This window comes from Leclercia sp. Marseille-Q4284 (assembly GCF_916618945.1).
GTDB lineage: Bacteria > Pseudomonadota > Gammaproteobacteria > Enterobacterales > Enterobacteriaceae > Enterobacter > Enterobacter tamurae.
Map to the genome: position 1 here is coordinate 1,039,761 of NZ_CAKAKG010000002.1, position 26,794 is coordinate 1,066,554.

22 protein-coding genes and 4 tRNA genes are annotated in these 26,794 nt (G+C 56.6%); 18 read left to right on the forward strand and 8 right to left on the reverse strand.

The genetic code is table 11. From position 1 onward, the window contains the following. Window positions 1-34: 34 nt before the first annotated feature. Window positions 35-316: a peptidylprolyl isomerase PpiC gene (ppiC, locus tag LG383_RS19665; protein WP_106995953.1), complete on the reverse strand. Its 282-nt coding sequence runs from the start codon at window positions 314-316 to the stop codon at window positions 35-37. Window positions 317-428: 112 nt separating this feature from the next. Between ppiC and rep the strand changes: the two genes are divergently transcribed. Further along, window positions 429-2,450, forward strand: coding sequence for a DNA helicase Rep (gene rep, locus LG383_RS19670; RefSeq protein WP_225759969.1), 2,022 nt, complete (start codon window positions 429-431; stop codon window positions 2,448-2,450). A gap of 45 nt (window positions 2,451-2,495) precedes the next feature. Here rep and gppA read toward each other — a convergent pair whose 3' ends face one another. Together gppA and rhlB are read right to left on the reverse strand one after the other, a co-directional pair. Beyond that, window positions 2,496-3,980, reverse strand: a complete 1,485-nt coding sequence (gene gppA / locus LG383_RS19675) for a guanosine-5'-triphosphate,3'-diphosphate diphosphatase (RefSeq protein WP_225759970.1) — start codon at window positions 3,978-3,980, stop codon at window positions 2,496-2,498. A 5-nt stretch (window positions 3,981-3,985) separates the two neighbouring features. Continuing rightward, complete coding sequence (gene rhlB, locus LG383_RS19680) at window positions 3,986-5,251, reverse strand: ATP-dependent RNA helicase RhlB (protein ID WP_225759971.1); 1,266 nt, start codon at window positions 5,249-5,251, stop codon at window positions 3,986-3,988. Window positions 5,252-5,395: 144 nt separating this feature from the next. On the opposite strand from rhlB, the gene trxA reads away from it, so the two are divergent. From trxA to LG383_RS19765, 17 genes are all read left to right on the forward strand, one after another. Beyond that, on the forward strand, window positions 5,396-5,725 hold the full coding sequence (trxA, locus tag LG383_RS19685) for a thioredoxin TrxA (RefSeq protein ID WP_006179218.1): 330 nt from the start codon (window positions 5,396-5,398) through the stop codon (window positions 5,723-5,725). Between the two features lie 339 nt (window positions 5,726-6,064). Beyond that, complete coding sequence (gene rho, locus LG383_RS19690) at window positions 6,065-7,324, forward strand: transcription termination factor Rho (RefSeq protein WP_052285527.1); 1,260 nt, start codon at window positions 6,065-6,067, stop codon at window positions 7,322-7,324. Between the two features lie 240 nt (window positions 7,325-7,564). Beyond that, on the forward strand, window positions 7,565-8,668 hold the full coding sequence (gene wecA / locus LG383_RS19695; RefSeq protein WP_106995949.1) for a UDP-N-acetylglucosamine--undecaprenyl-phosphate N-acetylglucosaminephosphotransferase: 1,104 nt from the start codon (window positions 7,565-7,567) through the stop codon (window positions 8,666-8,668). A gap of 12 nt (window positions 8,669-8,680) precedes the next feature. Beyond that, window positions 8,681-9,727: an ECA polysaccharide chain length modulation protein gene (gene wzzE / locus LG383_RS19700; RefSeq protein ID WP_106995948.1), complete on the forward strand. Its 1,047-nt coding sequence runs from the start codon at window positions 8,681-8,683 to the stop codon at window positions 9,725-9,727. Between the two features lie 57 nt (window positions 9,728-9,784). Further along, window positions 9,785-10,915, forward strand: coding sequence for a non-hydrolyzing UDP-N-acetylglucosamine 2-epimerase (wecB, locus tag LG383_RS19705; RefSeq protein ID WP_225759972.1), 1,131 nt, complete (start codon window positions 9,785-9,787; stop codon window positions 10,913-10,915). Continuing rightward, window positions 10,912-12,174 (forward strand): UDP-N-acetyl-D-mannosamine dehydrogenase, encoded by a 1,263-nt coding sequence (gene wecC / locus LG383_RS19710; RefSeq protein ID WP_106995946.1) that lies wholly within the window; start codon window positions 10,912-10,914, stop codon window positions 12,172-12,174. The genes wecB and wecC overlap by 4 nt, the downstream gene beginning before the upstream one ends. Next, the gene (gene rffC, locus LG383_RS19715; protein ID WP_370635179.1) at window positions 12,174-12,848 is read left to right on the forward strand and encodes a dTDP-4-amino-4,6-dideoxy-D-galactose acyltransferase; all 675 of its coding nucleotides are present in this window, start codon (window positions 12,174-12,176) and stop codon (window positions 12,846-12,848) included. Before wecC ends, rffC begins: the two co-directional genes overlap by 1 nt. 4 nt (window positions 12,849-12,852) lie before the next feature. After that, on the forward strand, window positions 12,853-13,983 hold the full coding sequence (gene rffA, locus LG383_RS19720; RefSeq protein ID WP_166184746.1) for a dTDP-4-amino-4,6-dideoxygalactose transaminase: 1,131 nt from the start codon (window positions 12,853-12,855) through the stop codon (window positions 13,981-13,983). A gap of 1 nt (window position 13,984) precedes the next feature. Beyond that, window positions 13,985-15,235: a lipid III flippase WzxE gene (gene wzxE, locus LG383_RS19725; RefSeq protein WP_225759973.1), complete on the forward strand. Its 1,251-nt coding sequence runs from the start codon at window positions 13,985-13,987 to the stop codon at window positions 15,233-15,235. Continuing rightward, on the forward strand, window positions 15,232-16,311 hold the full coding sequence (locus LG383_RS19730; RefSeq protein ID WP_106995942.1) for a TDP-N-acetylfucosamine:lipid II N-acetylfucosaminyltransferase: 1,080 nt from the start codon (window positions 15,232-15,234) through the stop codon (window positions 16,309-16,311). Before wzxE ends, LG383_RS19730 begins: the two co-directional genes overlap by 4 nt. Beyond that, window positions 16,308-17,660 (forward strand): ECA oligosaccharide polymerase, encoded by a 1,353-nt coding sequence (gene wzyE, locus LG383_RS19735; protein ID WP_225759974.1) that lies wholly within the window; start codon window positions 16,308-16,310, stop codon window positions 17,658-17,660. Before LG383_RS19730 ends, wzyE begins: the two co-directional genes overlap by 4 nt. Window positions 17,661-17,672: 12 nt before the next feature. Then, window positions 17,673-18,413, forward strand: coding sequence for a lipopolysaccharide N-acetylmannosaminouronosyltransferase (wecG, locus tag LG383_RS19740; RefSeq protein ID WP_225759975.1), 741 nt, complete (start codon window positions 17,673-17,675; stop codon window positions 18,411-18,413). A gap of 267 nt (window positions 18,414-18,680) precedes the next feature. Continuing rightward, window positions 18,681-20,063 (forward strand): amino acid permease, encoded by a 1,383-nt coding sequence (locus LG383_RS19745; protein ID WP_225759976.1) that lies wholly within the window; start codon window positions 18,681-18,683, stop codon window positions 20,061-20,063. A gap of 105 nt (window positions 20,064-20,168) precedes the next feature. Next, window positions 20,169-20,245 (forward strand) — tRNA-Arg (locus LG383_RS19750). Window positions 20,246-20,313: 68 nt separating this feature from the next. Next, a tRNA-His gene (locus tag LG383_RS19755) sits at window positions 20,314-20,389 on the forward strand. Between the two features lie 21 nt (window positions 20,390-20,410). Beyond that, a tRNA-Leu gene (locus tag LG383_RS19760) sits at window positions 20,411-20,496 on the forward strand. A gap of 45 nt (window positions 20,497-20,541) precedes the next feature. Next, window positions 20,542-20,618 (forward strand) — tRNA-Pro (locus LG383_RS19765). Window positions 20,619-21,121: 503 nt separating this feature from the next. Here the strand turns inward: LG383_RS19765 and LG383_RS19770 are convergent. The 5 genes from LG383_RS19770 to hemC all read right to left on the reverse strand — a co-directional run bounded on the left by LG383_RS19770 (window position 21,122) and on the right by hemC (window position 26,561). Next, window positions 21,122-22,327, reverse strand: coding sequence for an MFS transporter (locus LG383_RS19770; protein ID WP_225759977.1), 1,206 nt, complete (start codon window positions 22,325-22,327; stop codon window positions 21,122-21,124). 159 nt (window positions 22,328-22,486) lie between these two features. After that, window positions 22,487-23,686, reverse strand: coding sequence for a protoheme IX biogenesis protein HemY (gene hemY / locus LG383_RS19775; protein WP_225759978.1), 1,200 nt, complete (start codon window positions 23,684-23,686; stop codon window positions 22,487-22,489). A 2-nt stretch (window positions 23,687-23,688) separates the two neighbouring features. Beyond that, window positions 23,689-24,861, reverse strand: coding sequence for a uroporphyrinogen-III C-methyltransferase (gene hemX, locus LG383_RS19780; RefSeq protein ID WP_166184723.1), 1,173 nt, complete (start codon window positions 24,859-24,861; stop codon window positions 23,689-23,691). Between the two features lie 21 nt (window positions 24,862-24,882). After that, window positions 24,883-25,623, reverse strand: a complete 741-nt coding sequence (gene hemD, locus LG383_RS19785; RefSeq protein ID WP_106995935.1) for a uroporphyrinogen-III synthase — start codon at window positions 25,621-25,623, stop codon at window positions 24,883-24,885. Further along, window positions 25,620-26,561: a hydroxymethylbilane synthase gene (gene hemC, locus LG383_RS19790; protein WP_106995934.1), complete on the reverse strand. Its 942-nt coding sequence runs from the start codon at window positions 26,559-26,561 to the stop codon at window positions 25,620-25,622. The genes hemD and hemC overlap by 4 nt, the downstream gene beginning before the upstream one ends. Window positions 26,562-26,794 lie beyond the last annotated feature (233 nt).

Below are 26,794 nucleotides of genomic sequence, written 5' to 3' on the forward strand. Positions count from 1 at the left end.
GGTTGAGTAAAATCGGGGCGCAATATACCACGCGTTAGCTGCGGTACAGCACCTTAATGATATGGTAGCCAAATTTGGTTTTCACCGGGCCGTAAGGCTTCAGTAGCGGACAGCTGAAGACCGCCTGATCGAAAGGGCCCACCATGGCACCCTGCTTAAATTCACCTAAATCGCCGCCGTTACGCCCGGACGGGCATTTCGAGTAGCGCTTCGCCAGATGATCAAAGCTGATGCCGCGTTCCAGTTTGGCGAGGATCTCCTGCGCCAGTTTCTCTTCTTTTACCAGAATGTGCAGGGCCGCTGCGGTCTTTTTCATGGTTCTGCTCTCGGGGTTCAACGCGTTTTCTTCACTTTATCATTAGCCGGTAAATCTGCGCCCGGCTTTCTGCTACAATCCCCACCCCGTTCGAAGATTGAGCAATATTCCCATGCGTTTAAACCCTGGACAACAACAAGCGGTCGAATTCGTTACTGGACCATGCCTGGTGCTGGCAGGGGCGGGTTCCGGTAAAACCCGCGTGATCACCAACAAGATCGCCCACCTGATCCGTGGCTGCGGCTATCAGGCACGCCATATCGCGGCGGTAACCTTTACCAACAAAGCGGCGCGCGAAATGAAAGAGCGTGTCGGCCAGACGTTAGGGCGTAAAGAGGCGCGCGGCCTGATGATCTCCACCTTCCATACCCTGGGGCTGGATATCATTAAGCGCGAATACGCGGCGTTGGGCATGAAGTCGAACTTCTCCCTGTTTGACGATACCGATCAGGTGGCATTGCTGAAAGAGCTGACCGAAGGGCTGATCGAAGACGACAAAACGGTGTTGCAGCAGTTGATCTCTACGATCTCCAACTGGAAAAACGATCTGATGGACCCAGCCCAGGCCGCTGCAAGCGCCAAAGGAGAGCGGGATCGGATCTTCGCCCACTGCTACAGTCTGTACAACGATCATCTCAAAGCCTGCAACGTGCTGGACTTTGACGATCTGATCCTGCTGCCGACGCTGCTGCTTCAGCGCAATGAAGAGGTGCGCGAGCGCTGGCAGAACAAGATCCGCTACCTGCTGGTGGATGAATATCAGGACACTAACACCAGCCAGTACGAGCTGGTGAAACTGCTGGTAGGACAGCGGGCGCGTTTTACCGTAGTGGGCGATGACGATCAGTCGATCTACTCCTGGCGTGGCGCCCGTCCGCAAAACCTGGTCCTGCTGAGCAAAGATTTCCCGGCGCTGCAGGTGATTAAGCTGGAGCAGAACTACCGCTCATCCGGCCGTATTCTGAAGGCGGCAAACATCCTGATCGCCAATAACCCGCACGTATTTGAAAAGCGTCTCTTCTCCGAGCTGGGCTATGGCACTGAACTTAAGGTGCTGAGCGCTAATAACGAAGATCACGAAGCCGAACGCGTGGCGGGGGAGCTGATTGCTCATCACTTTGTGAATAAGACCAACTACAAAGATTACGCCATCCTCTATCGCGGAAATCACCAGTCGCGCGTCTTTGAAAAGATGCTGATGCAGAACCGCATTCCGTACAAAATTTCGGGTGGGACGTCGTTCTTCTCGCGCCCGGAAATTAAGGATCTGCTCGCCTACCTGCGCGTACTCACCAACCCGGATGATGACAGCGCTTTCCTGCGGATCGTGAATACGCCGAAGCGTGAGATTGGCCCGGCGACGCTGCAAAAACTGGGCGAGTGGGCGATGACCCGTAATAAGAGCCTGCTGACCGCCAGCTTCGATATGGGCCTGAGCCAGAGCTTAACCGGGCGTGGTTATGAATCGCTGACCCGCTTCACTCATTGGCTGCGCGAGATCCAGCAGCTGAGCGAACGGGAGCCGATCGCAGCGGTGCGCGATCTGATCCGCGGGATCGATTATGAATCCTGGCTGTACGAAACCTCTGCCAGCCCGAAAGCGGCGGAGATGCGGATGAAGAACGTCAATACGCTTTTCAGCTGGATGACCGAGATGCTGGAAGGTTCTGACATCGACGAGCCGATGACTCTGACCCAGGTCGTCACCCGCTTTACCCTGCGTGACATGATGGAGCGCGGCGAAAGCGAAGAAGAGGCAGATCAGGTGCAGCTCATGACCCTGCACGCCTCGAAAGGGCTGGAGTTCCCCTATGTCTACCTGGTGGGCATGGAAGAGGGCATCCTGCCGCACCAGAGCAGCATCGATGAAGATAACGTTGATGAAGAGCGCCGCCTGGCCTACGTGGGCATTACGCGAGCACAAAAAGAGCTGACCTTTACGCTGTGTAAAGAGCGCCGTCAGTACGGGGAACTGGTGCGTCCTGAGCCGAGCCGCTTCCTGCTGGAATTACCGCAGGATGATGTGCTCTGGGAGCAGGAGCGCAAAGTGATTACCGCCGAAGAGCGGATGCATAAAGGCCAGGCCAGTATCGCCAATATTCGCGCGATGATGGAGAAGGCAAAAAACCGCTAGTTTGAGAGCCCGGTAAGCGTAGTGCCGCCGGGCGTTTAATCGGGATTATTGAGCTTCAAGCATCCAGTGGACATAGCTCTGCCACTGACACTCCTGCACCAGCATTTCTGCGCCCAGCGGATGGGTATCCAGCCAGTTTTCCGGCAGGTTCAGCGTCAACTTCTCGCTTTCCGCCATCAGGGTGATGGCTGGCAGCAAATCGTCGCGCCGACGGCTGGCAAAAAGGATCGCCAGACGCAACAGGCGGCAGAGATGCTCCGCCACGCGCGGCGGCACCGCATTTTGCTGGTGGAGCGAAGAGAGATCAACGGGGTTGGTCTGGTTTAACAGCAGCGTGGCCAACAGCTTCTTCTGCGCCGGGGTGTAGCCGGGCAGATCGAGATTGCGTACCAGGTAGGCACCATGTAGCGGTGCCTGTTTGAAATCGACGCTCAGGCCGATCTCATGCAGTTGGCACGCACTCACCAGCAGTTCGCGGCTGACAGGATCCAGATGCCACTCGTTTTCGACCTGATCGAGGAAACTGACCGCCAGGTTCGCCACCCGATGCGCCTGTTCGATATCCACCATAAACCGGCGCTGGATATTGCGCAGCGTATGGTTGCGAATGTCCTGATCGACGGCCAGATGCAGCATGCCGTAAACCAGACCTTCCCGTAGCGCACCGCCCGCAAGGGTCATGCACTGAATATTCAGTTCGGTGAAAATGGCAATCAGGATCGCCAGGCCGCTGGGGAAGACCAGGGCTCGTTCAAGGGTAAGCCCTTCGATTTCGAGCTCTTCCAGACGACCACAGTGGATGGCGCGCTGCTTTAACTGCTGCAGTTTCGCCAGCGTGATGCGCTCATCCATCCCCTGCGCCATCATAATTTCCTGCAGCGCCTGGACGGTGCCGGATGCGCCAACGCAGACCTTCCAGCCGTGATAACGCAGCTCATCCGCCACCGGACGTAGCACCTCGCGGGCGGCTTTTTCCGCGTCATCGAAGTTCTCTTGCGCCAGATTGCGATCGGTAAAGTAGCGTTCAAGCCAGGTAACACAGCCCATCGACAGGCTGTTCAGGGAGGTTGCCTGCGCACCGATACCGGTGACCAGCTCGGTGCTTGCGCCGCCGATATCCACCACCAGACGACGCTCATCCCCGCCGGTGGTGTGCGCTACGCCCTGGTAAATCAGGCGGGCTTCTTCTTCACCGCTGATCACCTGGACCGGACAACCGAGGATTTCCTGTGCCTTAGCAATAAACTCCCCGGCATTCACCGCCAGACGCAGGGTTGCGGTGGCGACGACACGGATTTGCTGGGGAGGAATATCCTGCAGACGTTCAGCAAAGAGGCGCAGGCATTGCCAGCCGCGCTCCATAGCTTCAGGAGAGAGATGATTATCCGCACTCAGGCCCGCCGCGAGACGGACCTTGCGTTTAATACGCGTCAGCGTCTGTATACTTCCCGCCACCTCGCGTACAACCAGCATATGAAAACTATTCGAACCTAAATCAATAGCTGCATAGAGCGAGGTGGACCGGAGCATATTTTTTAACCTGAACGACGACGGTTACGCGGGGCGCTGTTACGGCGCGGGCCATTGCCGGAACGGGCGCGGGTCAGGCGCTTCGCTGGTGGCAGTTCGCTTAACAGCGCATCCGGGTTGTATTTACTCTGCGGAATCGAGTGACCGATGTAGGTCTCAATTGCCGGCAGGTTCAGGGCGTACTCTTCACAGGCAAGGCTGATAGAGTGACCGCTGGCGCCCGCACGACCGGTACGGCCGATACGGTGAACGTAATCTTCGCAATCATCCGGCAGGTCGTAGTTGAAGACGTGGGTGACCGCCGGGATGTGCAGACCGCGTGCGGCGACGTCCGTTGCTACCAGAATATCCAGGTCGCCACGGGTGAAATCTTCAAGAATGCGCAGGCGTTTTTTCTGCGCGACGTCGCCGGTCAACAGACCTACACGGTGTCCATCCGCAGCCAGATGACCCCAGATATCTTCACAACGGTGTTTGGTGTTGGCGAATACAATGGCGCGATCTGGCCACTCTTCTTCGATCAGCGTTTGCAGTAAACGCATTTTCTCTTCGTTCGACGGGTAGAAGAGCTCTTCTTTAATACGGTGGCCGGTTTTCTGTTCCGGTTCCACTTCAACGTATTCTGCGTTGTTCATCTGTTCGAACGCCAGTTCACGCACGCGATACGACAGCGTTGCCGAGAACAGCATGTTCAGGCGCTGGTTAGCGACAGGCATGCGGCGGAACAGCCAGCGGATATCTTTAATGAAGCCCAGATCGTACATGCGATCGGCTTCATCCAGTACCACAACCTGGATAGCACCGAGGTTAATGTGGTTCTGTTTGGCGTAGTCGATCAGACGGCCGGTGGTGCCGATCAGAATATCGACGCCGCTTTCCAGCACTTTCAGCTGTTTGTCGTAACCGTCACCGCCGTAGGCCAGGCCGAGTTTCAGGCCGGTGGTCTGTGCCAGCGGTTCTGCGTCAGCGTGGATCTGTACCGCCAGTTCTCGCGTCGGGGCCATGATCAGCGCGCGCGGCTGGTTAACTTTGCGGTCAGCAATTGCCGGGTGAGAAAGTAAATAATGAAACGTTGACGTTAAAAACGCCATCGTTTTGCCGGTACCGGTTTGCGCCTGCCCTGCAACATCGCGACCTGCCAGCGTTAGCGGGAGGGCGAGAGCCTGAATAGGCGTGCAGTTATGAAACCCTTTATTTTCAAGGGCTTCGATGACTTTTGGGTGCAGGGCGAAGTCGGTAAACTTCTGTTCTGTTAAATGTGTTTTGCTCATAGTGTGGTAGAATATCAGCTATCTATTGCTTTACGAAAGCGTATCCGGTGAAATAAAGTCAACCTTTAGTTGGTTAATGCTACATCAACAGGTCGTTGATGGAAGCGAGATCAACGCACCAGGCTTATTCCTGTGGAGTTATATATGAGCGATAAAATTATTCACCTGACTGACGACAGTTTTGACACGGACGTACTTAAAGCTGACGGGCTGATCCTCGTCGATTTCTGGGCTGAATGGTGTGGTCCTTGCAAAATGATCGCCCCGATTCTGGATGAGATCGCTGACGAATATCAGGGCAAACTGACCGTAGCGAAACTGAACATCGACCAGAACCCTGGCACCGCGCCTAAGTACGGCATCCGTGGTATCCCAACCCTGCTGCTGTTCAAAAACGGTGAAGTGGCAGCGACCAAAGTGGGCGCACTGTCCAAAGGTCAGCTGAAAGAGTTCCTTGACGCCAACCTGGCGTAAGGTTCTCGTCTGTGCGTCCAGGGTTTCTAAATTGTTTGGATCTCTGGACGCCCGGCTTGAGTCGTGCTAAGTTACCTATGACTTCGTTTTAAACATACCTTGTTGTTTGAATCTTGTTTTACCCGATACTTCCCGTTGTTCCTTTGTAAACAGTGCGTGAAGTGGATAGATTCCGGGCTTGTCACTCAATCCGTCTCGTCGTTTCAGTTCTGTGCTTTCCCTGTAAGCAGACAGCGAACAGACATGAGTTGATGGCCGCTAAACAGGCATGGATGACCCTGCCATACCATTCACAAATTAAGTTCGAGTATTACCCCGAGTTTAAGAACCCACACCATTATGAATCTTACCGAATTAAAGAATACGCCGGTTTCTGAGCTGATCACTCTCGGCGAAAATATGGGACTGGAAAACCAGGCCCGTATGCGCAAGCAGGACATCATTTTTGCCATCCTGAAGCAGCACGCAAAGAGTGGCGAAGATATCTTTGGCGACGGTGTGCTGGAGATATTGCAGGACGGATTTGGATTCCTCCGCTCTGGAGACAGCTCCTACCTCGCCGGTCCTGATGATATCTACGTTTCCCCCAGCCAAATCCGCCGTTTCAACCTCCGCACTGGTGACACCATTTCAGGTAAGATTCGTCCTCCTAAAGAGGGTGAACGCTACTTTGCGCTGTTGAAAGTTAACGAAGTTAACTACGACAAACCAGAAAACTCGCGCAATAAGATCCTGTTTGAAAACTTAACGCCGCTGCACGCGAACTCGCGCCTGCGCATGGAGCGTGGTAACGGTTCTACCGAAGACCTCACCGCTCGCGTTCTGGATCTGGCGTCGCCGATTGGTCGTGGCCAGCGTGGTCTGATTGTGGCACCGCCGAAAGCGGGTAAAACCATGCTGCTGCAGAACATCGCGCAGAGCATCGCTTACAATCATCCTGACTGCGTGCTGATGGTGCTGCTGATTGACGAACGTCCGGAAGAAGTGACCGAGATGCAGCGTCTGGTGAAAGGCGAAGTTATTGCATCGACCTTTGACGAACCGGCATCCCGTCACGTTCAGGTTGCGGAGATGGTGATCGAGAAGGCGAAGCGTCTGGTTGAGCATAAGAAAGACGTTATCATCCTCCTTGACTCCATTACCCGTCTGGCGCGTGCCTATAACACCGTGGTGCCGGCCTCCGGTAAAGTGTTGACCGGTGGTGTGGACGCTAACGCCCTGCATCGCCCAAAACGCTTCTTCGGTGCGGCGCGTAACGTGGAAGAGGGCGGCAGCCTGACCATTATCGCTACGGCGCTTGTCGATACCGGCTCCAAAATGGATGAGGTTATCTACGAAGAGTTTAAAGGTACAGGCAACATGGAACTGCACCTCTCTCGTAAAATCGCTGAAAAACGCGTCTTCCCGGCTATCGACTACAACCGTTCCGGTACCCGTAAAGAAGAGCTGCTCACCACTCAGGAAGAGCTGCAGAAAATGTGGATCCTGCGCAAAATCATCCATCCAATGGGTGAAATCGACGCAATGGAGTTCCTCATTAACAAACTGGCGATGACCAAAACTAACGACGATTTCTTCGATATGATGAAACGCTCGTAAAGTAAATAAAGCGCCTGAACGCCACGTTTTTACGTGGCGTTTTTCTTTTCTGACTTATACGCTGTTACAGTGCGCTGTAGAATTATTCTGCGGATGGCGAAAATCGGAATGTTCGTCAAAGCAGAAAATTAATTGTTTGAAAAATAAACAAAGGGACTTGGGTGAGGCCTGCTTTTTCCTTCTGGAGCCGAGCCATCAAGGTTATACTTCCGGGATTAACATTTGTTGAGAGTATCCATAGTGAATCTACTCACCGCGGTGACTGAGCTAATCAGTATTTTTCTTTTCACCACCTGCTTTCTATTTCTTGCCCGTAAGGCGGCGAAGAGAGTCGGTCTGGTGGATAAGCCCAATTATCGTAAACGCCATCAAGGCTTGATTCCGCTGGTTGGCGGAATCTCTGTTTATGCGGGCATCTGCTTCACCTTCAGTATTGCGGATTACTATATCCCGCATGCGGCGCTCTATCTGTCCTGTGCCGGTGTGCTGGTACTGGTGGGGGCGCTGGACGACAGATTCGATATTAGCGTGAAGTTCCGCGCCGCGGTTCAGGCGGCTATCGGCGTCATCATGATGGTAGTCGGGAAGCTCTACCTCAGCAGCCTCGGCTATATCTTCGGTACCTGGGAGATGGTGCTGGGGCCGTTCGGCTACTTCCTGACACTGTTTGCCGTGTGGGCGGCGATTAACGCCTTTAACATGGTGGACGGCATTGACGGCCTGCTGGGTGGTCTCTCCAGCGTTTCGTTCGCCGCAATCGGCATCATTCTGTGGTTCGACGGTCAGTACAGCCTGTCGATGTGGTGCTTTGCAATGATTGCCGCCATTCTGCCTTATATCCTCCTTAACCTGGGTGTGCTGGGCCGTCGCTACAAAGTCTTTATGGGCGATGCCGGGAGTACACTGATTGGTTTTACCGTTATCTGGATCCTGCTGGAAACCACTCAGGGGAATACCCACCCGATCAGTCCGGTGACGGCGCTGTGGATTATTGCTATTCCGCTGATGGATATGGTGGCGATTATGTATCGCCGTCTGCGTAAAGGGATGAGTCCGTTCTCGCCAGATCGTCAACACATTCACCATCTCATTATGCGCGCCGGCTTCACCTCGCGTCAGGCATTTGTCTTAATTACCCTGGCCGCGGCTCTGCTGGCCGGGATCGGTGTTGCCGCAGAATACGCACATTTCATCCCTGAATGGGTAATGTTGGTATTATTCTTGCTAGCATTTTTCCTGTACGGCTACTGTATTAAACGCGCATGGAAAGTGGCGCGGTTTATTAAACGCGTGAAGCGCCGTATGCGTCGAAATAATGGCAATAACCCAACTTTAACCAAGTAAATCGGGACTGTAATGACTCAACCGTTGGCGGGAGCAAAATCAGTGGTAACTGAGAATGAGCTGGATGTTCGTGGCTTGTTCCGCGTGTTATGGGCGGGCAAGTTTTGGATTGCAGGTATGGCGCTGGGCTTTGCACTTATCGCCCTGGCTTATACCTTTTTCGCCCGACAGGAGTGGAGCGCGACGGCGATTACCGATCGCCCGACGGTGAACATGCTCGGGGGTTTCTACTCCCAGCAACAGTTTTTGCGTAACCTGGATGTAAAAGCGAATCCAACCTCCGCCGACCAACCTTCGGTGATGGATGAGTCTTACAAAGAGTTCATCATGCAGCTCGCCTCCTGGGATACTCGTCGTGATTTCTGGAACCAGACCGACTATTTCAAACAGCGGATGGTAGGCAACAGCAAGGCCGATGCCGCCCTGCTGGATGAGCTGATCAACAATATTCAGTTTATGGCGGGCGACCCGCTGCGCAACATCAATGACAACGTCAAACTGATTGCGGAAACCGCGCCAGATGCGAACAACCTGCTGCGTCAGTACGTCGCGTTCGCCAGCCAGCGAGCGGCCAGCCATCTGAATGATGAGCTGAAAGGGGCCTGGGCGGCGCGTACCGTACAGATGAAAGCGCAGGTCAAACGTCAGGAAGAGGTCGCGAAAGCGATTTTCAATCGCCGGGTACATAATATTGAACAGGCGCTGAAGATTGCTGAGAAGAGCAATATCTCCCGCAGCGAAACCGACGTGCCGGCGGCCGAACTGCCGGACTCTGAAATGTTCCTGCTGGGCCGCCCGATGCTGCAGGCGCGTCTGGAAAACCTGCAGGCCGTGGGGCCGGATGTTGACCTCGACTATGACCAAAATCGCGCCATGCTGACCACCCTCAACGTAGGTCCGACACTGGACCCACGTTTTCAGACCTATCGTTATTTGCGAACTCCTGAAGAACCTGTAAAACGCGATAGTCCACGTCGCGCATTCCTGATGATTATGTGGGGGATTGTGGGTGCTTTAATTGGCGCTGGCGTGGCATTAACCCGTCGTCGCAAAAATTAAGAACGCCATCTACGATGAAGGCTTATGGCCTTCATCGCCTAATCGAAGAGAATCGATGTGAAAGTACTAACCGTCTTTGGTACGAGGCCGGAAGCCATCAAGATGGCGCCCCTGGTTCATGCGCTGGCAAGCGACCCTTATTTTGAGGCGAAAGTTTGCGTTACTGCACAGCATCGGGAGATGCTGGATCAGGTCCTTAACCTCTTTTCTATTGTTCCCGATTACGACCTCAATATTATGAAGCCGGGACAAGGATTAACTGAAATTACCTGCCGTATTCTGGAAGGGTTAAAACCTATTCTGGAGTCGTTTAAGCCTGATGTCGTGCTGGTGCATGGAGATACCACCACCACCATCGCCACCAGTCTGGCGGCGTTCTATCAGCGTATTCCGGTGGGGCATGTCGAAGCCGGATTGCGTACCGGCGATCTCTCCTCCCCCTGGCCTGAAGAGGCAAACCGTACTCTGACCGGGCATCTGGCGATGTACCACTTCGCGCCGACGGAGAACTCCCGGCAGAACCTGCTGCGCGAGAACGTTAACGACCAGCATATCTTTGTCACCGGCAACACGGTGATCGACGCCCTGATCTGGGTACGCGATCGGGTGCTGGCGAGTGACACCCTGCGTGGCGAACTGGCGGAGCGGTATCCTTTCCTGGCTACTGGCAAAAAGATGATCCTGGTCACCGGACACCGTCGGGAAAGCTTTGGTCAGGGCTTCGAGCAAATCTGCCATGCGCTGGCAGAAATCGCAGCACAAAATGAAGATGTGCAGATTGTCTATCCGGTACACCTGAATCCTAACGTCAGTGAGCCGGTCAACCGCATCCTGGGGCACGTTGAAAACGTCATTCTTATTGAGCCGCAGGACTATCTGCCTTTCGTCTGGCTGATGAACCATGCCTGGCTGATCCTGACAGATTCTGGCGGTATTCAGGAAGAAGCTCCGTCACTCGGAAAACCGGTGCTGGTGATGCGTGAAACCACCGAGCGACCGGAAGCGGTCAAAGCCGGAACGGTGCGGCTGGTGGGTACTGATTCACGAGCCATCGTGGAAGAGGTGACGCGCCTGCTGCACGACGATAAAGAGTATCAGGCCATGAGCCGGGCCCATAATCCGTATGGTGATGGCCAGGCCTGTGACCGTATTTTGTACGCACTCAAACACAATCGGGTATCGCTATGAGTTTTACGACCATTTCTGTCATTGGGCTTGGCTACATTGGGCTGCCAACGGCGGCGGCATTTGCCTCCCGTCAAAAACAGGTTGTGGGTGTGGATATCAACCAGCATGCGGTTGCGACGATCAACAGGGGTGAAATTCACATTGTTGAGCCGGATCTCGACAAGGTGGTAAAGACGGCCGTTGAGGGAGGATTCCTGAAGGCCAGCACCACGCCAGTGACCGCCGATGCCTATCTGATTGCCGTACCAACGCCATTCAAAGGCGATCATGAGCCGGATATGGTGTATGTCGAGGCAGCTGCCAAATCCATCGCCCCGGTGCTGAAAAAAGGCGCCCTGGTGATCCTGGAATCCACCTCCCCGGTGGGTGCCACCGAACAGATGGCACAGTGGCTGGCCGAGGCGCGTCCGGACCTGACCTTCCCGCAGCAGGCGGGCGAGCAGGCGGATATTAACGTCGCCTACTGCCCGGAGCGCGTGCTGCCGGGGCAGGTGATGGTCGAACTGATTAAAAACGATCGCGTGATAGGCGGTATGACGCCGGTCTGTTCCGCCCGCGCCAGCGAGCTGTATAACATCTTCCTCGAAGGCGAGTGCGTGGTGACCAACTCCCGCACCGCCGAGATGTGCAAGCTGACGGAAAACAGCTTCCGCGACGTCAACATCGCGTTTGCCAATGAACTGTCGCTGATTTGCGCCGATCAGGGAATTAACGTCTGGGAATTGATTCGTCTGGCGAACCGCCATCCGCGCGTCAATATCCTGCAACCTGGCCCGGGCGTAGGCGGTCACTGTATCGCGGTCGACCCGTGGTTTATCGTGGCGCAGAACCCGCAGCAGGCGCGCCTGATCCGTACGGCCCGCGAAGTGAACGACAGCAAACCGCACTGGGTGCTGAACCAGGTGAAAGCCACGGTGGCGGATTACCTGACGCAGAGCGGCAAGCGGGCGAACGAGGTGACCATCGCCTGTTTTGGTCTCGCCTTTAAGCCGAACATTGACGATCTGCGTGAAAGCCCGGCGATGGAAATTGCTGAGATGATTGCCGACTGGCACAGCGGTGAAACCCAAGTGGTTGAACCCAATATCCATGAGCTGCCGAACAAGCTGGCTGGACACTGCACCCTGACGCGCGTGGATGATGCGCTGGCCACCGCCGATGTGCTGGTACTGCTGGTGGATCATAACGAGTTTAAAGCGATTTCGGGCGATGCCGTGCGTCAGGAATTTATCGTTGATACCAAAGGTGTCTGGCGCTGATGCAGCTGCGTGGCGAATTACAGCCGCTGGACTGGGAAAGTCAGTTTTTCTCCCTGCCCACGGCCATTGTGCGCCTGGCTGATGACGCCCCTTTGCTGGCGGCTGATGATTTAGCCGCCTGGCAACGTGTGCAGGTCAAAATTCCGGCCACCCGGGCCGACTGGCTGGATGCCCTCCAGCAGCAGGGCTTCAGGCTGGTGGAAGGTGAAGTCGATCTCGCGATCGCGGTGACGCAGCATGCGTGTCCTGGAGCGGAGATCGCCACGGAGCAGGATATCCCGGCGCTGCGCCAGCTAGCCGCTCAGGCGTTTGCGCAGAGCCGCTTTCGCACGCCGTGGTACGCCCCGGACGACAGCGGTCGCTTCTATGCCCAGTGGATCGAAAATGCGGTAAAAGGCAGTTTCGACCATCTCTGCCTGGTGTTCCGTGCGCCGGATGGCGCCATCCAGGGGTTTGTCTCCCTGCGTAAACTGAATGACACCGAGGCGCGTATTGGCCTGCTGGCCGGGCGCGGCATGGGGGAGCGGTTAATGCAGGCGGCGCTGTGCTGGGCTCAGCAACAGCAGCTTTCTACTTTGCGGGTGGCGACCCAGATGGGCAACACCGCCGCGCTTAAACGTTATATCGCCAGCGGCGGCAACATCGAAACCACCGCTTACTGGCTATACAGGTGACAAGATGATCCCATTTAATGCGCCTCCTGTGGTGGGCACTGAACTTGATTACATGCAGTCTGCGATGGGCAGCGGCAAACTCTGTGGTGATGGCGGCTACACGCGTCGTTGCCAGCAGTGGATGGAGCAGCGCTTTCAGAGCGCGAAAGTCCTGCTGACCCCGTCCTGCACCGCCTCGCTGGAGATGGCAGCCCTGCTGCTGGACATCGGTGCTGGCGATGAAGTGATTATGCCGAGCTACACCTTCGTCTCCACCGCCAACGCCTTCGTGCTGCGCGGGGCGAAAATCGTCTTCGTGGATGTCCGCCCGGATACCATGAACATTGACGAGAAGCTGATTGAAGCGGCAATCACCGACAAGACCCGCGCCATCGTGCCGGTGCACTATGCCGGTGTGGCCTGCGAGATGGACACCATCATGGCGATCGCCAAAAAGCACAACCTGTATGTGGTGGAAGATGCTGCGCAGGGCGTGATGTCCACCTACAAAGGCCGCGCCCTGGGTACCATCGGGCATATCGGCTGCTTTAGCTTCCACGAAACCAAAAACTACACCGCAGGCGGTGAAGGCGGCGCTACTCTGATTAACGATCGCGCCCTGGTGGAGCGCGCGGAGATCATCCGCGAGAAAGGCACTAACCGCAGCCAGTTCTTCCGTGGACAGGTGGATAAGTACACCTGGCGCGATATCGGCTCCAGTTACCTGATGGCGGATCTGCAGGCCGCGTATCTGTGGGCCCAGCTGGAGGCGGCAGACCGCATCAACCAGCAGCGCCTGGCGCTGTGGCAGACCTATTACGATGCGCTGGCCCCGCTGGCGCGCAAAGGCCGTATCGAGCTGCCGACTATCCCTGCGGACTGCGTGCATAACGCGCATATGTTCTACATCAAGCTGCGGGATAACGACGATCGCAGCGAGCTGATCGCGTACCTGAAAGAGGCTGAGATCCTCGCGGTGTTCCACTACATTCCGCTGCACTCCAGCCCGGCCGGTGAAGCCTTTGGCCAGTTCGTGGGTGAAGATCGCTTCACTACCAAAGAAAGTGAGCGGTTACTCCGCTTGCCGCTGTTCTATAACCTCGCTGCGGTCAACCAGCGCACGGTCATTAATACCCTTCTGAGTTATTTCGGCTGATATGTCTCTGGCGAAAGCATCGGTGTGGACCGCCGCGTCCACACTCGTCAAGATCGGCACAGGACTGCTGGTCGTCAAACTGCTGGCGGTCTCATTTGGCCCTTCTGGTGTCGGGCAGGCGGGTAACTTCCGTCAGCTGGTTACCGTGCTGGGCGTACTGGCTGGGGCGGGGATCTTCAACGGCGTCACCAAGTACGTCGCGCAATATCATGACGATAAGGCGCAATTACGCATGGTGGTCGGGACATCATCAGCGATGGTGCTGGGCTTTTCCACCCTGCTGGCGGTGATCTTTTTACTGGCGGCCGCGCCCATCAGCCAGGGGCTGTTTGGTCATACGGGTTATCAGGGCCTGGTGCGGCTGGTGGCGTTAGTGCAGATGGGCATCGCCTGGGCGAACCTGCTGCTGGCGCTGATGAAGGGCTTCCGCGATGCCGCCGGCAATGCCCTGGCGCTGATTGTTGGTAGCCTGATTGGGGTCGTCGCCTACTACGCCTGCTATCGTCTCGGCGGCTACGAAGGCGCGCTGCTGGGGCTGGCGCTGGTGCCGGCGCTGGTGGTGATCCCGGCGGCGGTGATGCTGATGCGCAGAGGCACGATTCCGCTGCACTATCTCAAGCCGAAATGGGACAAGCTCCTCGCAGGACAACTGGGTAAATTTACCCTGATGGCGCTTATCACCTCCGTCACCCTGCCGGTGGCCTATGTGATGATGCGAAACCTGCTGGCAGCGCACTACAGCTGGGATGAGGTAGGGATCTGGCAAGGGGTCAGCAGCATCTCGGATGCCTATCTGCAGTTTATTACTGCCTCCTTTAGCGTCTACCTGCTACCAACCCTGTCGCGACTTACCGCCCGACAGGAGATCACCCGCGAGATACTCCGCTCCCTGCGCTTCGTCTTACCGGCAGTGGCGGTGGCCAGCTTTACCGTCTGGCTGCTGCGTGATGTCGCCATCTGGCTGCTGTTCTCCGACAAGTTTACCGCGATGCGCGATTTGTTTGCCTGGCAGCTGGTGGGCGATGTGCTGAAAGTAGGCGCTTACGTTTTTGGCTATCTGGTTATCGCTAAAGCCTCGTTAAAGCTCTATATCCTGGCGGAAATCAGCCAGTTCACGTTGCTGACGGCGTTCTCTCACTGGCTGATCCCCGCGCACGGCGCGCTGGGTGCGGCTCAGGCCTATATGGCCACCTACATTGTCTATTTTGCTGCCTGTTGCGGCGTCTTTTTACTTTGGCATAAACGCGCATGACTGCACTGATTCACGTCCTGGGATCGGATATCCCACACCATAACCAGACCGTACTGCGGTTCTTTAATGATGAGCTGGCCCCCGGCAGCGTGCATGCGCGCGAATTTATGGTGGCGGGGAAGGATACCGGCCTCAGCGCCGCCTGCCCGGCACTGAATCTCACTTTCTGGCCGGACAAAGCGTCGCTTGCCAACGCGGTGATCGCCAAAGCCAAAGCGGATCGCCAGCAGCGTTTCTTTTTCCACGGGCAGTTCAATACCGGCCTGTGGCTGGCGCTGCTGAGCGGGGGCATCAAGCCCGCGCAGTTTAACTGGCATATCTGGGGCGCAGACCTGTATGAAGTCTCCCAGGGCTGGAAGTTCCGTCTCTTCTACCCGCTGCGGCGCATGGCGCAGGGGCGCGTGGGCTGTATCTTTGCCACCCGCGGCGATCTGAACTATTTCGCCCAACGTCATCCGAACGTCCGCGGTGAGCTGCTCTATTTCCCGACCCGCATGGATCCCGCCCTGAACGGCTTAGCCAGTGACGTGAAACGCGAGGGCAAGCTGACGATTCTGGTGGGCAACTCCGGAGACCGCAGCAACGAGCATATTGCGGCCCTGAAGGCGGTGCATCAGCAGTTTGGCGATACAGTCAACGTGATCGTGCCCATGGGCTATCCTGCTAATAACGCGGCGTACATCGATGAAGTCCGTCAGAGCGGGCTGGCGCTGTTTAGCCCGGAGAATCTGCAGATCCTCAGCGATAAGCTGGCCTTTGACGACTACCTCGCCTTGCTGCGCCAGTGCGATCTGGGCTACTTCATCTTCGCGCGTCAGCAGGGGATTGGCACGCTGTGTCTGCTGATCCAGGCGGGCGTGCCGTGCGTGCTTAACCGCGACAACCCGTTCTGGCAGGATATGGCGGAGCAGCATATTCCGGTGCTGTTCACCACCGACGACCTGAATGAAGGAGTGGTGCGTGAAGCGCAGCGACAGCTGGCGCAAGTGGACAAGAACGCCATCGACTTCTTCAGCCCGAACTACCTCACGCCGTGGCATCAGGCGCTGCGGATCGCCTCAGGGGAGAAAGCATGAGCCAGTTGCAATTTAGCGGCCTGTTGGTCATCTGGCTTCTGAGCGCGCTGTTTATCGCGACCCTGACCTGGTTCGAGTTCCGGCGGGTGCGCTTTAACTTCAACGTCTTTTTCTCGCTGCTGTTTCTGCTGACCTTTTATTTTGGCTTCCCGCTGACCAGCATGCTGGTGTTCCGCTTCGATGTGGCCGTCGTGCCACCGGAGATCCTGATGCAGGCGCTGCTGTCAGCCACCTGCTTCTATGGGGTGTACTACGTTGCCTATAAAACGCGGCTGAAGCCCGTCCGCTCTGGCGCTGAGCGACGGCCTCTGTTTACCATGAACCGGGTCGAGACCCATCTGACATGGATGATGCTGATGGGGATTGCGCTGGTCACCGTCGGTATCTTCTTTATGCATAACGGCTTTTTGCTGTTTAAGCTGCACTCCTACAGTCAGATTTTCTCCAGCGAAGTCTCCGGGGTGGCGCTCAAGCGCTTCTTCTACTTCTTCATTCCGGCGATGCTGGTGATCTATTTTCTGCGGCAGAATGCCCGGGCGTGGCTGTTTTTCCTCGTCAGTACCGTGGCGTTTGGTCTGCTGACCTACATGATTGTCGGCGGCACGCGAGCCAACATCATTATCGCCTTCGCCATCTTCCTGTTTATTGGCATCATTCGCGGCTGGATCTCGCTGTGGATGCTGGCCGCTGCAGGTGTGATGGGGATTGTCGGCATGTTCTGGCTGGCGCTGAAACGCTATGGCATGGACGTCAGCGGCGATGAGGCGTTTTACACCTTCCTGTACCTCACCCGCGATACCTTCTCGCCGTGGGAGAACCTGGCCCTGCTGCTGCAAAACTACGACAAAATCGACTTCCAGGGACTGGCGCCCATCGTGCGCGATTTTTATGTCTTTATCCCCACCTGGCTATGGCCGGACAGGCCGGGCGTGGTCCTGAACACCGCCAACTACTTTACCTGGGAAGTGCTGAACAACCACTCCGGGCTGGCAATTTCCCCGACGCTGATCGGCTCGCTGGTGGTGATGGGCGGCGGCTGGTTCATTCTCCCCGGGGCAATCGCCGTGGGGCTGATTATCAAATGGTTCGACTGGCTTTATACGCTGGGCAATCAGGAGACCAATCGCTATAAGGCAGCGATTTTGCATAGTTTCTGTTTCGGTGCCATTTTCAATATGATCGTGCTGGCGCGAGAAGGACTGGATTCGTTCGTCTCCCGCGTGGTCTTTTTCATGGTGGTTTTTGGCGCCTGTCTGCTGATGGCGAAGCTGCTGTACTGGCTGTTCGACAGCGCCGGGTTAGTGCACAGGCGCGAACCGGCAAACGGCAGGGCGCTTTCGCGAGTCTGAGTAAGGATAATAATGACTGACAATACCTCTGCGCCGCAGTATGACCTGCGGGGCCTGAAGCTGATCGGCTGGCGTGATATGCAACATGCGCTGGACTATCTCTGCGCTGGTGACAGGATTAAAACCGGCACGCTGGTGGCCATCAATGCAGAAAAAATGCTTACCATTGAGGACAACGCTCAGGTGCGGGAGCTCATTGAGGCGGCGGAGTTTAAATACGCTGACGGGATAAGCGTAGTGCGCTCGGTGCGTAAGAAATACCCGGATGCCAACATCTCCCGTGTGGCAGGGGCTGACCTCTGGGAAGCGCTGATGGCAAGAGCGGGCGCAGACGGCACGCCGGTGTTCCTCATCGGCGGCAAGCCGGAGATTCTGGCGCAAACCGAGCAGAAGCTGCGGACTCAGTGGCAGGTAAACATCGTCGGCAGCCAGGACGGTTACTTCAACGGCGAGCAGCAGCAGGCGCTGTTTGCCCGGATTCGTGACAGTGGGGCGAAGATTGTCACCGTGGCGATGGGCTCCCCGCGTCAGGAGATTCTGATGCGCGACTGCCGTCAGGTCTACCCGGACGCGCTGTACATGGGGGTGGGCGGCACCTACGACGTCTTTACCGGCCATGTGAAGCGGGCACCAAAGGTCTGGCAGAACCTGGGGCTGGAGTGGCTGTATCGCCTGTTATCACAGCCCAGCCGCATCAGCCGCCAGCTGCGTCTGCTGCGTTATCTCGGCTGGCACTACTCCGGTCGGCTTTAATCTCTTATTTGCAGCGCGATCTGCTGGTCGCGCTGCAACCTGCCTGCAAATCTGCTGCTTTTCTGTGCAATACATTCATTTTTTTAACGCATCGTTTGCCATTTCGCCCAATTTAAGAAACCATTCCTCCCCGCACTACCGTATCAGGCTGTTTTTGCATCAACCGTTAATATAAACGGTCCATATCGCACAGCCCGTGATAGCACATCTGTACCTATAACAATAACCGGCTCAGGCCGGGAGAGTCGCAAGCACAACCGAGGATTTATGGCAGAGAAAAAACCGGAGCTTCAGCGTGGGCTGGAAGCTCGTCATATCGAACTTATCGCCCTGGGCGGGACGATTGGCGTGGGCCTGTTTATGGGCTCCGCCAGTACCCTGAAATGGGCGGGGCCGTCGGTCCTGCTGGCGTATATCATCGCCGGGCTGTTCGTCTTCTTTATCATGCGCTCGATGGGCGAAATGCTGTTCCTTGAGCCGGTTGCCGGTTCGTTCGCCGTCTACGCTCATCGCTACATGAGCCCATTCTTTGGCTATCTCACGGCCTGGTCCTACTGGTTTATGTGGATGGCGGTCGGGATATCGGAGATCACCGCCATCGGGGTCTATGTGCAGTTCTGGTTCCCGGAGATGGCGCAATGGATACCCGCGCTGATTGCCGTGGGGCTGGTTGCACTGGCCAACCTCGCGGCCGTACGTCTGTATGGTGAGATTGAATTCTGGTTCGCGATGATCAAAGTCACCACCATCATCGTGATGATCGTCATCGGGATAGGGGTTATCTTCTTTGGCTTTGGCAACGGTGGGCAGGCAATTGGCTTTGGCAATCTGACCGAGCACGGCGGCTTCTTTGCTGGCGGCTGGAAGGGCTTCCTGACGGCGCTGTGCATCGTGGTGGCGTCCTATCAGGGCGTTGAGCTGATCGGCATCACCGCTGGCGAAGCCAAAAACCCGCAGGTGACTCTGCGCAGCGCGGTAGGCAAAGTGCTGTGGCGTATCCTGATCTTCTATGTGGGCGCGATTTTCGTCATCGTCACTATCTTCCCGTGGAACCAGATTGGCACCACCGGCAGTCCGTTTGTGCTGACCTTCGTCAAAATCGGCATTACCGCGGCGGCAGGCATTATCAACTTTGTGGTGCTGACGGCGGCACTGTCCGGCTGTAACAGCGGCATGTACAGCTGCGGGCGTATGCTTTATGCCCTGGCGAAAAACCGCCAGCTTCCGGCGGCGGTAGGCAAAGTCTCCCGTGCGGGAGTACCGGTGGCGGGAGTGGCCATTTCAATTGCCATCCTGCTGGTGGGATCATGCCTGAACTACATCATCCCGAACCCGCAGCGCGTCTTTGTCTACGTGTACAGCGCCAGCGTTCTGCCGGGAATGGTGCCGTGGTTTGTGATCCTGATTAGCCAGCTGCGTTTCCGCCAGGCACATAAAAAAGCGATCGCCAGCCACCCGTTCCGCTCCATTCTGTTCCCATGGGCAAACTATCTGACTATGGCTTTCCTGATCTGCGTGCTGATCGGCATGTATTTCAATGAAGACACTCGCATGTCGCTGTATGTCGGGATGATATTTATCGCTGCCGTGAGCCTGGGATATAAGCTTTTTGGCCTGGGACGACATGTCGAAAGTGGCAAAACGCAGTAATATGCGGCAAAGTGCGCAAACTGTAATCAAACGCGCATTTATTTTGAAAAAGCACTAGACAGCAGAGCGAGACCTCCGTAATATCCAGCCCCGCAACGGCGCTAAGCGCCCGTAGCTCAGCTGGATAGAGCGCTGCCCTCCGGAGGCAGAGGTCTCAGGTTCGAATCCTGTCGGGCGCACCATTTTACCCGGTGCTAGAGCTGCGGTGGTCTGTGAAGTAGGCAGAACCGCGTGAAAGAATAAAGTTGTGGTGGCTATAGCTCAGTTGGTAGAGCCCTGGATTGTGATTCCAGTTGTCGTGGGTTCGAGTCCCATTAGCCACCCCATTATTTGAAAAGTTGTGAATTGCGAAGGTGGCGGAATTGGTAGACGCGCTAGCTTCAGGTGTTAGTGTCCTTAGGATGTGGGGGTTCGAGTCCCCCCCCTCGCACCACGACTTTTAATGAATTGAACTAAAAATTCAAAAAAAGCAGTACAACGGCGAGTAGCGCAGCTTGGTAGCGCAACTGGTTTGGGACCAGTGGGTCGGAGGTTCGAATCCTCTCTCGCCGACCAATTTTGAACCCCGCTTCGGCGGGGTTTTTTGTTTTGTGCTATTCCTCCCCTCTGTTGCTAATTGCCGACAACGATATCCCGGTCTGTCGTGAATAAGTGACACTTAACTCCATGAAAAATAGCGATATATCCCTTTCTGTGCCGGGGTGTCGCTTTCAGGAGACACTTTGCCCGCGATTCTCGCCTTATCCAGCCGCCCGTAATCTGCCTGAATGGCATAATTTCCTTTTATCTTAAAAAGTTGGAGATCGGACAACTTCCCTGTGCAACGTTGGCACGTTGCGTGCAATAATATACGTGTAGATGCTCATTCCATCTCTTATGTTCGCCTTAGTGCCTCATAAACCCCGGAATGATGCAGAGCCATTTACGGTGCTTATCGTCCACCGACAGATGTCGCTTCGGCCTCATCAAACACCATGGACATAACGTTGAGTGAAGCACCACAAGTTGTCGAACAGACCTGTTTAACGCCTGCTTTTTAGCAGGCGTTTTTTTATGCCTTATCTGCAGTAGCGCGTCAGGATCCCCACCACCATCAGCAAGGCACAGCCCGACACGCCGTACAGCGCCTGCAGCGGCCCCAGCACGTCAGCCACCAGCGCCGTGGTGCAGGTAAAGAGTGACGCGCTGGCAGTCTGCCATCGCCACGCCTTGCCGCTGGCAGAGGAGACCTGGCCGGTCTGAAAGCTGCTTAACAGGCTAAAGGTACCCACCGCAAAAACGATGTTCGAGGCCAGATGGGCAATAAACACCACCCCCAGCGCTTGCGTCCCCGATAACAGAGGGATCGTCCCGTAAGCGAATAAAAAAATTCCGAGGCAGGTCAACAGGAGACGGTTTTGTCTGGCGTAGCGGGACAGGTTCTCTCTTTTCAGCAGCAGCGGGCCGCACAGCTGCCCCATACTGCGGGCAAAGAGAAGGGGCAGGGCCAGCCCGGCAGCATCATCCGGCTCAATCTGTTGCGCCAGGGCAGGCAGCAGCGCCATGGCGGGCGACCCCACGGCGGCGAGCGCGGGGAGCAATAACAGACTACGTTTTTGCTGCGGGGCCAGCGTCTGCCAGCGCACCGCCACCGGTCTTTCGGTTTCCGCTGCCTGCTCAGGCGCCAGAGAAGGCAAGGCGCTGCCAGCCAGGATCAGCATCAGCAAGGAGCCCACAAAAGTGAGCGCGTCGAGCCCCAGCAGTGCCAGAGCGGGTAGATGATGAAACAGCACCATACCCAGCCCGGTCCCCAGCAGCACCTGCGAAGCAAAGATCATCGTCTCCAGACATGTCGCCGCAGGCAGCTCGTCTTCGGATAATCCCCGTCGGAATAGCAAAGTCAGGGCAGGCCAGCTCATGCCTGCCAGAAAAGCCTCGGTGGATTGCACCGCCAGCAGCGCCACCATACTGTGAAACTGAATGCCCAGCAGGGGAAATAGCAGGGCCAGCAGACCCAGCCACTCGGTCAGGACCAGCAGACGGATGGGCGAAAAGCGCATACAGAGCTTCTCCCCGACGAGGCTGCCAAGAAATCCCGGCAGCGTGGCAAACAGATAAGCCAGGGTCAGTAAAGAGGCGGGAGCCTGCCAGTCCAGCAGCAGGCCAAAGACCATCACCTGGGTTAAGCCATTCCCCACAGAGGTAAACAGAAAAGCGCAGGCCAGCAGGCGCAGCCAGCGATGGCTGCGGAGCGCGCGAATAAGCGCAGATAAAAGCGTGTTCATGAAACGATCCTTTCAAAAACAAGTGAGTCCACGCCGCAAAGGCGTGTGCAGGAAAAATGTTTAATGAAAGGAGGTCGTTAAATTGGCGGAGGCGGTCTCATGAAGATGATGCAAAGAATGTAGCAAATAAAAAAGGAGGCCGTCAGGCCTCCTGTGCAATTACTGCTGCGGGGGATTGTTCTGCAATGTCAGCAGCAGGCCATCGCGACGCATCGCGGCGGCTTCCTCTGGCAGATGCAGCTTGTCCAGGGTATCCGCCAGCCAGGCGTAGTCGAACGCATCCGGGCGCTGTTTTAACGCGGCGCGGAAGGCGAGGCTGGCCTCTTTCCATTCGCCATGTTTTGCCAGCGACTGACCCAGGGTGCTCCACAGTAGCGGACGATCGCCCACGGTTTTGATCTGCTGGCGGAGCATCTTCTCGATCTGTTCCGGGTTATTAGTTTTCAGTCGCGGGATCACCATCACCAGCCGGTCGTCATACTGGCGCTTCAGACCATCAAGAATGATGCTCTGCGCGGTATCGTGATCGTCACACTCAATCAGGTGCTCAGCCATCGCTACCTGCAGTGGCACCTGCTGACGCGTTTTGCGGCTCTGATTTTTCCACCAGGCCTTCAGGCCATCGCTGCCCTGATCGGCGCGAGCCTGGTCCATCAGACCAATCCAGGCCTGACGTTGCAGGTCGTCGCGCTGCTCATCGTCACCCACGTCTGCTTTTGCCATCGACGGAATGATGTCCAGCAGCGAGCCCCAGGCGCCGGTGCGGATATAGGCCTGCTCAGCCAGACGCAGAACCTCCGGATGACGCGGGGCGATCTCCAGCAGACGATCGACGCCGTGTCGGGCGGCATGGTTTTCGTTACGCGCCAGCTGCAGACGCACCCGGGTGATCTCCACCGGGATCGGATCGTTTTCGGCCAGTTCGGAGGCGCGCTCCAGATGCTGATTGGCGCGCACTTCGTCGCCGCGCTGCTGGGCCGCTTCGGCCGCCAGCAGGTAGTTGACCACCGGTTGCTCTGCATGGTCGGCGTTCTTCGACATCAGCTTCTCAACCTGCTGATAGTCGCCTTCGGCCAGCTTGAGCAGCGCCTGTTCGGTCTGCTTGCGGGCGCGACGGCGTTTGCGGCCGACAAACCAGCTGCGGGTATGGGCTCCGGTACGGAAGATGCGGCGCAGGATCCACTCGATCGCCAGAAATGCCACCATTACCAGGATCAGAACGATCACCAGCCCGGTGACGCTGGTTTCGATATTGTAGTTATCGGTCTGGATCAGCACGTAACCCTGATGACCCGCCAGCATAGGACCAAGCACGATCCCGGCGAGCAACAGTGCGAAGAGTAATAAGACTTTCAACATAATTACTCTCCTTGTGGCGCGCTGTCAGGGGCCGGAGCGGAAGCGGGAGCTTGCTCTGCGGCCACGCCCGGCTGTGCCAGCAGGTTGCGCACGCGCGTCTGCATCAGCTTCTCCAGAATCGGCTGGCTTTCCAGCTTATCCGGTACGTTCATGGTGATGTTCTGTTGGCTCAGCTTGTCCACATCTTCGAGGAAGGCCGTGGTGGTGGCATCGTCAGTATCGTAGTACGCGCGCACCCAGGTCGAAACGTTATCCAGCGCCTGCTTATAGGTCTCTTCCTGATGGCGAGGTACCGCCTGGGCGGCCACCAGCAGACGCGAGCGCAGGTTTTCGCGCAGATAGACATCCTGATTCGGGGCTAACAGCGGCACGGTGGTCTCGTCGCGACGGCGGACAGTGATGAAGCTGTCCATAAAGTTCTGCCAGCTTTTCTGCAGGTTGATGCGCCACTCGCTCAGCGAGCTGGAAAGTTCGCTGCTGTCGGAGTCCATAGGGGAATCGTCGTCGTTATTGTCTGCCAGACGCAGGTTATCGATCTGGTTCGACAGCTGATTCACTTTCAGAATAATGCCGTCGTAGTCCACCTGCGAAACGGTCCCCAGGCTGGCGATATCCTGAGTGAGCGCGCGGCGGGCGGTGATGAGGCTTGGGTCGTTCATGTCGCCCAGGCTGGCGTCGGCGCTTTTCAGCAGCGCGGCGGCGGTGGTGACATCCTGATCGCTCCACAGCTTGCGTCCGGCCAGTTTGACCAGGAAATCAGCCTGCGCCAGCAGCCAGGTTTTAGCGTCGGTACCGGAAATGGTTGCCACTTTCTGCTGCATCTCATCCAGCTGCTTCGTCAGCTCCGCCTGCTGGCGGTTGGCGTCAGCCAGCTGGGCTGCCTGCTGCTTGATCACCGAATCCAGCTCGGCTTTCTGCGTCTGCTGGGCCTGTTGCAGGGCGGTAACCTGGGTAACCAGCGCATCGCGGGCGGCGGTCTGGTCGGTGGCTTGTTTTTTCACCAGACCGTACAGGCCGATGCCTGCGGCCAGCGCAATGGCGATAGCAATCGCGCTTAACGCCAGACTGGTTTTATTGCTGCCATGTTTTTTCTCTGTCGTTTCTGGCTGTGGCGTGGTGTCCACAGTCTCCCTGGTCTCTTCAACCACGGCGGAGGATTTTTCTTGTTCCGTCATTATGGCTTCCCATTATGAGAGTTATTGTAATGCGCGCAGCAGCGCATCGTTGTCGGCGTTATCAGCGATCCGAATATCTTGCCAGCCCAGTTCCCGGGCGAGGTTCGCCAGACGCTCACTGACGACCAGAAGCCGACAGCGGAGTAACCAGTTTTCACGATACCATTGTGGGATCAGCGACCAGAGGTGTTGCAACATTTCGCCGCTGGTCACCACCAGGGTGGTAACGCCGCGAGAGTGCCAGCGCATCGCCTCTTCCGCACCGTCATAATGTTTATTACAACGTTGATAACATTCACAAAATGTCACTTCTGCTCCGCGCTCACGCAGCGTGTCGCCCAGCAGTTCTCGCCCTCCGTTGCCGCGCAAAATCAGGGCGCGCTTCCCCACAACGGTTTGTAATTCAGGTAATTGTAGCAACACTTCGCTGATTTCCCGATCCAGCGGATAGCGAATGCCTTTGCCACTTTCGGTATGCAGCGCCAGGGCGGTGGTTCTGCCGATGGCAAAATAGCGTGGCGCATCCGGCCAGCGCTGGCCGTCCTGTTGCAGCCGGGCGTGGGCAAACTCCACTGCATGCTGTGACAGGGCAAACAGCATGTCACCCTCCTGCAGCGCGGCAAGATGCCCGGCGAGCAGGGGAAGCTCCCGGCCCGGAGAGAACTCAATCAGCGGAAAACTCCACGCCACCTGCCCCAGTGTGCGCAGACGGCTCACTAACTGATCTCCTGCGGGAGAAGGGCGGGTGACGAGAATACTCATGCCGGGGGTTCTCCATTATAGACTTCCGCAAGAATTTCACGGGCGCCGTTGTTCAATAGCTCTTCTGCCAGGGAAATACCCAGCTGTTCTGCATCCTGGGGATGACCACGACGTTCGCCGCGCACCATCTGCGAACCGTCCGGCGCGCCAACCAGCGCACGCAGCCACAGTTCGCCATCAATTAATTCAGCATAGCTGCCAATCGGCACCTGACATCCCCCTTCAAGGCGGGTGTTCATGGCGCGCTCGGCCTGGACGCGGATCGCGGTCTCGTGGTGATTGAGCGGCGCCAGCAGCGCATGGGTGCGGGTATCGTCGAGGCGGCACTCAATGCCCACCGCGCCCTGGCCCACGGCCGGCAGCGACTGCTCCGGAGGCAACGCCACCTTAATGCGCGACTCAAGATCCAGGCGTTTCAGACCGGCAACCGCCAGAATGATGGCGTCGTATTCACCGTTATCCAGCTTGCCAAGACGGGTACCGACGTTACCGCGCAGCGAGCGGATCACCAGATCCGGGCGCGACTCGGCCAGCTGACACTGGCGGCGTAAACTTGACGTGCCAACGATGCTGCCCTGGGGCAGGGCTTCCAGCGAGTCGTAGTGGTTTGACACAAAAGCGTCGCGCGGATCGTCGCGCTCACAAATGGTGACCAGGCCCAGCCCCTCAGGGAAATCAACCGGCACGTCCTTCATGGAGTGGACGGCGATATCGGCGCGATCCTCAAGCAGGGCCAGCTCCAGCTCTTTGACGAACAGGCCTTTACCGCCCACTTTTGCCAGCGGTGTATCAAGAATGACATCGCCGCGCGTCACCATCGGCACCAGCTCAACACGCAGGCCCGCATGGCAGGCTTCGAGGCGCTGCTTCACATAATGTGCCTGCCATAGCGCGAGAGGGCTTTGGCGTGTGGCAATTCTTAAAACATTGTCTAACATGCTTGTTACCGTCTTAATCATCTACTGACCATCCTAACATTGTTGTCCTGGGAGTGTCAGGTTTACGGACGTTGAGGGGTTCAGGACAGGGCAGCGAGAGAGGTTGCCTGCTGCCGTATTCTGGAATTTACACGTACAGAACGGTGCTACACTTGTATGTAGCGCATCTTTCTTTACGGTCAAACGGCAAGGTGTTAAATTGATCACGTTTTAGACCATTTTTTCGTCTCCGA